The organism is Flavobacterium branchiophilum NBRC 15030 = ATCC 35035 (assembly GCF_002217205.1).
Classification (GTDB): domain Bacteria; phylum Bacteroidota; class Bacteroidia; order Flavobacteriales; family Flavobacteriaceae; genus Flavobacterium; species Flavobacterium branchiophilum.
On the sequence record NZ_MUGT01000031.1, the window covers coordinates 8827 to 20341 of the forward strand.

Genomic DNA, 11515 nt, shown 5'->3' on the forward strand with positions numbered 1-11515 from the left:
TTTACGGAGGGGCACGCCCAAAAGATGTTGCATGTGAAGAGAGGGATTTTGTTTGAGATTGTATTGAAAAGCCAATGTGTATATCTAAAGGGTGTTTTGGGGTTGAAAATTTTTTTTTGATGGCGAATGTATAAAACTTTTCAACACGCAAACGTTTTCGGTGGTGGTTTTAAAAAGGCTTTGTTTTTTTAACAATTTTTTATATTAAGTTTACGGCTCGAAGTAAATATTAAAAGCAAATTAACACAATTATTAACTTAAACAAAATGTATGAGAACAATTTTTAGAAAGTTGTTAATTTTATCCCTCTTGTTGCCGTTTAGCGTTTTGGCTCAAAATGTGCTAAATGGAACAGTTTTGGATAAAAAGTCGAAGCAACCCATTCCTGGTGTAAACGTAGTGGTACAAGGGAGTAGCAAGGGAGTTTCGACAGATTTTGATGGTAATTTTAAGTTACCAAATGTAAAGAAAGGCGACAAAATCGTGTTTTCTTTTATAGGCTACAAAAACACGATTGTAGCTTATGAGGCACAGGTAAGTCTTCAGGTAATGCTAGAAGAAGATGCCAATGAATTGAAAGAAGTAGTGGTTCAAACGGGTTATGGAGCGGTAAAGAAAAAAGATGCTACGGGCTCTGTAACATTAGTAACTTCTAAAGATTTTAATAAAGGGGCTATTGTATCTGTAGATCAATTGTTGGCGGGTAAAGCTGCTGGGGTTCGAATTACAAACAGTGGTGGAGCACCAGATGCTGATCCTAATATTAGAATTAGAGGTGGGGCTTCGTTAAGTGCAGAAAACAAACCATTGATTATCATTGATGGAGTTGCTATTTCTAATGATAATCCTGCAGGGGTTAGCAATCCATTATCGTTAATCAATCCAAATGATATAGAAAGTTTTTCGATATTGAAAGATGCTTCTGCAACAGCTATTTATGGTATTAGAGCATCGAACGGTGTGATTATTATTACCACCAAAAAAGGAAGTTCGGGAGCGGCACAGTTTAACTATTCGTCTAATATTTCTGTAGGAAATGTTACCAAAAAAGTAGATGTAATGACTGGTGCAGATTATGCTAGATTTATTGGAGAGTATTTTCCGTCTCGTGTCAATTCGTTAGGGATTCAGGATCCAAGCAATCCAACCAAAAGAATTTTGTATGACACCGATTGGCAAGACCAAATTTTTAGAACTTCGATTTCTACGGACCACAACTTTAGTGCGAGAGCTAATTTGTATAAAAAAATACCTTTTAGAGCCTCTATTGGTTACAACCGAACTGAAGGTTTGATTAAAACATCTGATTATCAACGATTTAACTATTCTATCAAATTAACGCCAAAATTGTGGGACGATCATTTGAAAGTTGATATTAATGCAAAAGGAACTTTGACCGACAAAAACGCTGTAGATGAAGGTGGAGCCATAGCTGGAGCCATCAATATGGATCCTACAAAACCTGTTTTGGATCCTTATTCGAACAAATTTGGTGGGTATTATCAAAATACCATTTTGAATGGAAATTATGATAGATTAGATGGTTCGTCAAATCCACTAGCTTTGTTAGAACAAAGAACCAGACCAGAAAGAGTGATTAGAATATTGGCCAATGCTGAATTGGAATATAAAATGCACTTTTTGCCAGAATTAAGAGCAATTGTTAATTTTGGTATTGACGCATCAAGATCTAAAATAGTAGAACAATATACCAATAATGCCATAGCTAGTTATCAATTTAATCAAAATAATAGCAACCATAATACCAATTATGTATTTAATCCAGGCGTAAATTATGTTGAAAACCAATCGGTTACAAACAAATCTATGGATTCCTATTTTGCTTATACAAAAGCATTAAATGGTTTTGTAACAAAAGTAGATGCACAAGCTGGATATGCCTATCAAGATTTTAGAATTGATGGTACAAAGGAGCTTTACCGCTATAATACTACAACAGGGGTAAGAGAGTCTTATGTGGATAATGTGGCCAATCCTACAAACAGGTACTTTAGTCCTACCAACTTACAATCTTTTTTTGGAAGAGGAAATATAGATATTTTAAACAAATATTTATTTACAGCCACCATGAGAGCAGATGCTACCTCGTATTTTAAGAAAGAAAACCGTTGGGGCTATTTTCCAGCAGTAGGTATTGCATGGAAAGTAAAAGAAGAATCGTTTTTGAAAGATTTATCATTTGTACAAGATTTAAAAATCCGTTTGGGCTGGGGAAAAACAGGACAAAATAGCATTTCGGGCATTGTGGGTTATTTCCCATCAAGACCCTTGTTTGTAGTTGGTACATCGGCAAGTCAGTATTTACCTGGAATCAATTTATATAGTGCCAAAGCCTATAATGCCGATTTGACATGGGAAAAAACCACAACATACAACGCAGGAATTGATTTTGAGTTTTTTAAAAAAGGAATCGTATCGGGAAGTTTTGATATTTATAAAAGAGAAACCACCGATTTATTATCGCAATATACCTTGCCACCAGGCCAAGGACTTACAGACCAATTTATTGGCAACGTAGGATCGACAGAAGGCAAAGGATTTGAATTGAATTTGAATATAAAATTGGTACAACAAGACCAACTGAACATTGGAATAAATGGAAACGTAGCTTATAACTATACCAAAGTAACAGATTTGAACGGAGTGTCTCAAGTCAATTCGCCAAATGGTGGAATTCCAACGGGTACAGGAGCTTATATTGCATTTAATGCTCCAGGGCAACAAGCCCATTCTGCTTGGGTATATCAACAATTGTATGATGCCAATGGTGCAGCCATTATTGGTGCTTATGCAGACTTGAATGGCGACCATCAAATAGACAACAACGACAGGTATTATAAAGCCATGAGACCTAATTGGACATTTGGATTTGGCACCAGCATCAACTATAAAAAATGGGATTTATCGGCCAATTTCCGAGGACAAATTGGTGGTCAAACTTATGATACCAGACAAATTACTAATGGATTTATCGAACATGCTACTATTGGTACCTCACAAGCATTAAATAACGTATTGAATTTCTATAACGGAAGTGCCAATATGTTATTAAATAACTTGAATCAAAACATGGCTTATTCTGACTACATGCTTCAAGATGCGACTTTTTTAAGATGCGATAATATAGCACTTGGATACAAGTTTGCTAAATTTATCAAATCCTCATCTTTAAGAGTTTATGGTGCGGTTAATAACGCTTTTATTGTTACAAAATACAAAGGACAAGATCCAGAAAATTTTAATGCAATTGACACCAATTTCTATCCACGACCAAGAACTTATACATTTGGACTGAGTTTGGATTTTTAATAAAAGTTTAAACGGCTTTAAACAACAATTGTTTTAAAAAATTATTTTTAACCCAAAGAATTGACTAAAAAAGCCTTTATAAATAAATTTTACAGATATGAAAAATTTTAAATTAAATATAATAAGATTCGGTTTAGCCGTATTATTATTATCAAGTTGTACTAATGATTTGGACACAGAACCAAAAGTAGAACTAACGCTAGAGCAACTTTTAGCACAAGATCCAAATGCCATTCAAGGATTGTTGTCCAAGGCTTATGGAGCCTTTGCCCTTTCTGGTCCAAATGGCCCTGGTAGTTCAGACATTAGCGACGATCCAGGAGAATCTCCTTTTTTGAGAGGGATTATCAACCTACAAGATTTTACGGCAGATGATATGAAAAACAGATGGGGCGACAATGGATTGGATCAATTAACAACTACTTCTAGCTGGGATTCTAACAACAAATTCTTCCGTTATTTATACAATCGTGTGTATTATACAGTGCCTTTATGCAACAATACTATAAGCGTTTTAAATAATGTTAGTATAGACAATAAAGAACAATACATTAGCGAATTACGTTTTCTACGATCATTGGCCTATTATTATATGATAGATTGCTTTGGAAAAGGAGTATTGGTAACCGAAGCCGATTTGGGAAGTGGAGTGCCTAAACAGCAATCAACCCGAACAGAAATGTTTAACTATGTTGAATCGGAATTGAAAGATATTGAAAGTAAAATACCTACTACCAATACTTACGGACGAGTAAACAAAGCGGGCGTTAGAATGTTGTTAGCCAAATTGTATTTGAATGCCGAAGTATATACAGGTACTGCACGTTACAATGATGCTTTGACTTATACTAAAAAAGTAATAGACGAAGGAGGCTATACATTGGCTCCTAGTTTTGTAAGTCTTTTTTCTGGCGATAATCATGTAACTGCCGCAAAAAACGAAATCATTTATGCCTTGATAGCAGATCCAATAAGCAGTCAAAGTTATGGCAACACTACCTATTTGGTTAATGGAAGTTTGAACTCTCAAACCATGAATTTATCCACTTATGGAGCCAACGGAGGCTGGGGAGGCCATAGAGCAACCAAAGCATGGTATGGCAAATTTGGAGCTTCTGCAAGTGCTTTGGCAGCTTCTACCGATGTTAGAGCACAATTGTTTTGGACAAATGGACACAGCTATGAAATGAATGATTACAAAAATTGGACAGATGGGTATCCTTCTATCAAATTTAGAAATTCTAATGCCGTGGGCACCTCTATCAATACTGATTTTTCTGGCACAGACTTTCCTTTGTTCCGTTTGGCAGATGCTTATCTGATGTATGCAGAGTGCGTGTTGAGAGGAGCAACAGGAGGCACTATGAACCAAGCATTTACTTACGTAAAAGCAGTTAGAGACCGTGCAAATGCTCCAACAGCCCAATTCAATAGTGTAAGTGATTTGACACTTAATTTTATTTTAGATGAAAGAGCACGAGAATTGAATTTTGAAGGACACAGACGCAGTGATTTAATTCGATTTGGAAAATTTGGTGGCAGTGCTTACATCTGGCCTTGGAAAGGTGGTACAGCAGCAGGAAGTGCTATTCCTACACATTATAACTTATTCCCAATTCCTCAATCGGCTATTGCAGCAAATCCAAATCTAACACAAAACCCTGGATATTAATTTTAAAAATTTATAAACAATGAAAAATATATTTAAAACCTCATTTTTTGCCTTATTGTTGGTGCTTTTAGGCGCTTGTACAAATGACACAGAACCCGTTGCAACTGCAAATGGCGGATTAAAATTATTAGCACCATCTTCTGGTTCAAGTTTTGTTTTATCGCCAGCAAATGCTTCGGCTGTCGTTACCACTCTCGTATGGGATTATGCCGATAATGGTGTTCAATCTGCTTCAACATATACCGTTGAAATAGCCAAAACAGGTACAAACTTTGCTTCAATTATTTCAGGAGGAACCACTTCAAATCGTTTCTTAGCATACACTGTTGAGCAACTTAATGGTTTTTTAGCACCAAACGTTTTTACACCTTATGTACAAGCAAGTATTGACGTTAGGATTAAATCAACTTTAGGAACAACTGCAAATGCTGTTACACAATATTCAAACGTAATTACTTTAAAAGTTACGCCATATTCTACTGCATTACCAAAAATTGGTGTACCAGGCAACCATCAAGGTTGGGCACCAACAAATGCTTCAACACTACCATTAATGGCATCTTCTGGATATGGAAAAACAAACTATGAAGGCTACATGAATTTAAATGGAGAATTCAAATTTTTGTCTCCAAAACCAGACGGAACCTTTGACTGGGGTACAACAGACTGGGGCGATGACGGATCTTTTTCTGGAATATTAAAAGAAGTAAATGAATCTAACTGTAATACCACAGCTGGATACTATCTGGTAAAAGCCAATACTGCTGCTACTGGTGCTGGAGCCTTACAATATTCTGTAACTCCAATTACAACTTGGGGGGTTATTGGCGATGCAACTCCTGGCGGATGGAATTCTAGTTCTGCTTTAACCTATAATAGTACAACTAAAAAATGGTCTGCTACTGTAGCTCTTGTTGGTGGAAAACAACTCAAATTTAGAGCTAATAATTCTTGGGATATTAACTTAGGTAAATTTGATGCAGGACAAACAGGCGATAATTTTGCTGGAGAAAATCTAACATATAATGCTGCTAGCAATTTAGATGGCCCTGCAACATCTGGTAACTATTTGATTACTTTAGATTTAAGCAATCCAAGAGATTACAAATACACCATAACGTTACAATAGTTTATTTTTTACAATACATGAAAAGGCTTTCTTTTTGGGAAAGCCTTTTTTTGATTTTTTTTGTAAATAATATGGCTTTCCTAAAAAATGGACATGCCCAAAACAGGGCATAATAAAATTTAAACTTATGAAAAAAATTTTCCTCTTACTATTCATTTTAGGGCTACAGGCCACTGCTCAAGTATCTTGGCAAGGTGGCACAATTCCAAATGCCAACGCTTCGGCCACCCTTCTTTTTGACAAAACAGGCACCAATTTAGCTTCCTATACAGGCACTATATATGCTCACACAGGGGTTACACTAAATGGCAATAGCTGGCAAAACGTATTAGGACAATGGGGCAGCAATAGCCAACCAGCCCTTACACTTGTATCTGGTAATATTTACAAATTAGTCTTATCTCCTACCATCGAAAATTTTTATGGCGTAACAACTGGAACAATTACAAAAATAAATATTGTTTTTAGAAATGAGGCTGGCAATGCTCAAACATCAGATTTGACCCTAGATGTAGGAGCATTTCAAACGAGCTTGTCGCAACCCGCAGAAAATAGTACTACAATGCTAACCTCTGGTCAGAATTTTAATATTGCAGCATCCAATACTAATGGCAATGCAACTTATACACTCAAAATAAATGGTGTAAGTCAATCGCCTGTAAGCACCAGTTCTTTTTCATATAACGATAATAATATTACTACAAATAAAAATTATGTACTCGAAATAGTTCAAGGCACTACAACATTTACCAAAAAATTTAGTGTATTGATAGTACCTACTACCAATACCGCTGCGATACCAACAGGTTTAGAAGACGGCATCAACTACCATAACACAGATGCCACCAAAGCGACCTTAGTACTTAATGCTCCTGGCAAAGATTTTGTTTATGTTGCAGGGAGTTTCAACAACTGGCAACCAGACAACAATTATGCCATGATAAAAGACCCTACATCGGGCAAATTTTGGTTAGAAATCAATAATTTAACCTCTGGTCAGAATTACACTTATCAATATTGGGTTGCCGATCAAACCCCTACAAATGGCTCACCAGCGTTAGTAAAAACAGCCGATCCATTTTCAACCTTGGTATTGTCTCCGTTTGACGATGCGGGGATACCAGCAACAACATATCCAAACATGCCCCCCTATCCTACTGGACAGGAACGAGAAGTTACTTTTTTGAAAACAGGACAAACACCTTATAATTGGAGTGCTGCCACAACCAATTTTGTAAAACCAAGCAAAGACAATCTTGTGGTATATGAAGTTTTGATTCGTGATTTTGATGCCTCTCGAAACATTCAAAGCCTGATAGATAAAATAGATTATTTTAAAAATTTAAAAATAAATGCCATCGAACTTATGCCAATAATGGAATTTGAAGGCAACGAAAGTTGGGGTTACAACACAGCATACCATTTAGCATTAGATAAATTTTATGGTACAAAAGCCAAAATGCAAGAGTTTATCGATTTGTGTCATCAAAATGGCATTGCAGTTATTTTAGATGTGGCCCTCAATCATGCTTTTGGCCGAAATCCTATGGTTCGCATGTGGATGAAAGATGCCGATGGCGATGGCTGGGGCGATCCTGCCTCGGACAATCCCTATTTTAATGAATATGCCAAACACAGTTACAGCGTTGGGAGTGATTTTAATCATGCCGCTACTGTAACCCAATATTATACAAAAAGAGTAGTCAAACATTGGATTGAGGAGTTCAAAATAGATGGCTTTAGATGGGATTTGACCAAAGGTTTTACTCAAGAATGTGCCGCTGGCGATGATAGTTGTACCAATGGCTACCGTGAAGACCGTGTGGCTATTTTAAAAAATTATGCTGATTATTCTTGGTCGCTAGACCCTAATCATTATGTTATTTTTGAACATTTAGGAGCAGACAACGAAGAACAACAATGGGCCAATTACCGCCTAAATGAAACCCCAAGCAAAGGAGTCATGATGTGGGGCGAGCTTACTTATCCTTATACTCAATTGGCTCAAGGTGTTTCTACCGGTGCCGACATTTCCCGTATGGGAGCCAACGCTCACGGATTTTCGGGCAAAAGACTTTTGGGCTATCCAGAAAGTCATGACAAAGAACGATTGATGTATTCTGCTATAAATTATGGCAATGCAAATGGTACAAGCCCCGTATTTGGCAACTTGAACAATGCTTTGTTTAGAATGTCTGCCATTGGTGCCACCAGCTTGTTAATACCAGGACCCAAAATGATATGGCATTTTGCAGAACTTGGTATGAATAATTCCATTTACACTTGCACAGACGGCACTGTCAATACCGAATCTGATACTGCTTCGGGCGATTGTAAATTGAGTACCAAACCGCAACCTCAATGGGCAAACAACTGGACATCAGTATCCCAACGGTCTAAAATTTATACCGATTGGGCCAAAATGATTGATTTGAAAAAAACGAATCCCGTTTTTAATGGCAATTATACCATCAGTCCCGATGGCAACAATATCAGACAACGAATATATGTTTTTGACGATGCATTGCCTTCCTCTCAATTGAAAAATGTGGTTATTTTGGCCAATTTTTCGGTAGCAGCTCAAAATGTTATCCCAGATTTTCCATACACCGGAACTTGGGTTAATTTGATGGACAACACCACTATAAACGTAACCAATACCGCCACTGCCATCAATATTGAATCGGGTGGATTTAGAATTTTTGGCAACCAATCGGCCACACTTAGCACTCATGACTCTTTATTGCAAGACGTTGCCCTTTTGCCAAACCCTACACAAAATCAATTTAGCCTCAATAAAGCCATCACAAAAATGGATATTTATGCTTTAACAGGGCAGTTGATCAAGCATTTTGAAGGCCCTTTCAACACACAATCTGTTTTTAACATTCAAGACATGACTGCAGGAATATATCTTGTAAAAATTTGGGACAACAACCAAAACCATCAAACCTTAAAATTAATCAAAGAATAGTTTTTATTTTTTTTGTTAGCGAAACTCCTTTCAAATAATATTTGGAAGGGGTTTTTTTATATAGGTTTGATAAAAATTATAATATATAATTACAAATATAATATGTATCTTTGCGCAAAAAAAAAAATGAGTAGAGTAGCTTTAAAAGTAAAGAATTATAGTTCGGATGAGCTGAAAGCATTGTTAACCCAAGTTGCAGCTCGTGCTTGTTAAATAACTGATAAACAATATTTTATATCTTATATAGTTCCGATTTGTGCACTACAAATTTACAACCAACTGATTTTCAATTTTTTTATAAATATAAAAGGTAAATCTTAATAAAATGTTAAAATTTGTGCACTACAAACAAATAATCTCATTATAAATTAAATAAATTTAAAGCACTGTAGCCCCTACACAAAAATGTCAACTCAAAATTAGGAAAAAATCAAATTTTAACTTTTTCTACATATTAGTCTGCAACTTGGGTTAAGGCTATTAAAAAAAAACAATTTTCAAACTATGTTGCAACAATTTTTGTTAGCAATGAAGTTTTTACACAACGGATAAAATTAATTAATTATTAAAAAGTATTTTAATTCATAAGTATTTGTTATTTTTGTATTAAATTAAATTAATATTTAGAATGAATCAAACGCTATTAACAAGATTGTTTAAATCTATTGAAGGTAATAAAGAAGAGCCTTTGGTAAGGATAGCTTATACCATTATTGATGATGAAAGAAGAAAGGGACATACAAAATTAGCCGATAGACTGGATACAATTTTAGAGGGTAATTTAGCAAAAATTATAGAACCTCAACAAAATCTAACGTTAAAGCTAACAAGAAACAGAGATGATGTTTTTTCAATCCCTGCCGACAGAAGATATAAGCTACCTTTAGCAACGCATATAGAAAGTGATTTTTTAAGACACGATATGGTACTTGCCCCATCGGTTGAAGAAAAAGTATTAAGAATTGAAAAAGAATATATAGCAAGAGAAAGATTAGCTCATCACGGCTTAAAACCTCGTCAAAAAATACTTCTTTATGGTAGTTCGGGATGTGGCAAAAGTATGACTGCCGAAAGAATTGCTTGGGATTTAGGTTTGCCGTTTTATAAAGTACGTTTTGATACTATAATTTCATCATATTTAGGAGAGTCGGCATCAAATTTGAATAAGTTGTTTGAAAGCCTCGAAAAATACCCTTGCGTACTTCTTTTAGATGAATTTGACATTATTGGTAAACAAAGGAATTCAAATTCAAATGATGTTGGAGAAATTCACCGTATTGTTAATATTGTTTTGGGACTATTAGAAGAGTACAACGGACAAGGGATATTAATTGCAACTACAAATTTAGAAGGCAGTTTAGATAAAGCATTGTTTAGAAGATTTGATGAAATTATTGAATTACCCAGACCAAACGAAAATGAAATTATCGACCTCTTGAAAATAACATTTTCTGCATTGAATCTTAATAGTAAAATTCAACTTAAAAACTATGCGAAAGATATGCAAGGTCTATCCTACGCTCTAGTTGTTAAAATTGCAAACGATGCAGCAAAAAAATCTATTATAAATTCACACAAAGAAATTTCTGTTGATGATTTGGACAAAGCATTAGAAGAAAACTTGGCTTTTAACAAATAATTTATGAATAGATTTCCCCATTTAAAATTCCAGCAAAAAGTTGTAGGAAAGCCTAATCCCAAAAAAACAAATGGGAAGACTAATCCAATTTCTGAAAAAAATAAATTAAATAAGCAAATTCATTATAATTTACTATCTGAAAGCACAAATGAAATAAAAACTGCTTGGGAAAAGGAACTTTTAGAGAGGCAAAATCAAAATCTCCCTCCATTAAATTCTTCTATTATACCAGTGTTTTTTCAGATAAATCCAAGTTTAATTGGATTTGATTTTGATTTAAAAAGTTTTGGAATAGAAATTATATCTCAGGAAGATAATGGCTATATAATAGGTGCATCTTTAGACAGTTTTAATTCTTTGAATGAGAAAATAAAAAATTTTATAAACAATGAAAGAGGCGGAGGATTTATAGCTGATTTTTGGCAAATAATCAAAGGTAAAAATTGGAAACCAGAATATATTCTTTCAGATTATTTATTATCTATTTGGAGAAATATTAGTGATAATCAGATTTTTAATTTAGAAGTTGGTATTGCATTTGATAAACCACTTGGTAATATTCCTGATGTAAATAAAAAAGGAGGTATTGCAAGATTAAAGAGATATAGAGAAAAAGAAATTGAAAGAAGTGATTTTTTACTGGAGCGTCAAGATGATTTTTATAATTTTATAAAAGGTTACGGCGAAGTAAAGTCTAGCTTCATAGAGTTAGAAGACAGTTTTTGTTGTCAAATCGAAATTACAGGAAAAGGATTTAACCCAACTTGCCGA

The 11515-nt window shown here is 34.9% G+C and carries 5 protein-coding genes and 1 pseudogene; all 6 read left to right on the plus strand.

The genetic code is table 11. From position 1 onward, the window contains the following. The first annotated feature begins 270 nt into the window (after positions 1–270). Positions 271–3330, plus strand: a complete 3060-nt coding sequence (locus B0A58_RS04315) for a SusC/RagA family TonB-linked outer membrane protein (protein WP_089080016.1) — start codon at positions 271–273, stop codon at positions 3328–3330. Between the two features lie 97 nt (positions 3331–3427). Then, positions 3428–5002 carry a RagB/SusD family nutrient uptake outer membrane protein gene (locus B0A58_RS04320; protein WP_089080017.1) on the plus strand — a complete coding sequence of 525 codons (1575 nt, stop codon included), beginning with the start codon at positions 3428–3430 and terminating at the stop codon, positions 5000–5002. 19 nt (positions 5003–5021) lie between these two features. Next, entirely contained in the window at positions 5022–6131 is a 1110-nt protein-coding gene (locus tag B0A58_RS04325) for a SusE domain-containing protein (RefSeq protein WP_089080018.1), read from the plus strand. Between the two features lie 127 nt (positions 6132–6258). Then, positions 6259–9105 (plus strand): alpha-amylase family glycosyl hydrolase, encoded by a 2847-nt coding sequence (locus B0A58_RS04330; protein ID WP_089080019.1) that lies wholly within the window; start codon positions 6259–6261, stop codon positions 9103–9105. Positions 9106–9733: 628 nt separating this feature from the next. Further along, complete coding sequence (locus B0A58_RS04340; RefSeq protein WP_089080021.1) at positions 9734–10744, plus strand: AAA family ATPase; 1011 nt, start codon at positions 9734–9736, stop codon at positions 10742–10744. A 3-nt stretch (positions 10745–10747) separates the two neighbouring features. Beyond that, positions 10748–11515, plus strand: a pseudogene (locus B0A58_RS04345) (S8 family peptidase); the annotation flags it as partial.

Excerpts from the sequence above, each read along its gene's own strand:
- B0A58_RS04315 (WP_089080016.1), top strand. The coding sequence starts at position 271 with ATGAGAACAATTTTTAGAAAGTTGTTAATTTTATCCCTCTTGTTGCCG.
- B0A58_RS04320 (WP_089080017.1), top strand. The coding sequence starts at position 3,428 with ATGAAAAATTTTAAATTAAATATAATAAGATTCGGTTTAGCCGTATTA.
- B0A58_RS04325 (WP_089080018.1), top strand. The coding sequence starts at position 5,022 with ATGAAAAATATATTTAAAACCTCATTTTTTGCCTTATTGTTGGTGCTT.
- B0A58_RS04330 (WP_089080019.1), top strand. The coding sequence starts at position 6,259 with ATGAAAAAAATTTTCCTCTTACTATTCATTTTAGGGCTACAGGCCACT.
- B0A58_RS04340 (WP_089080021.1), top strand. The coding sequence starts at position 9,734 with ATGAATCAAACGCTATTAACAAGATTGTTTAAATCTATTGAAGGTAAT.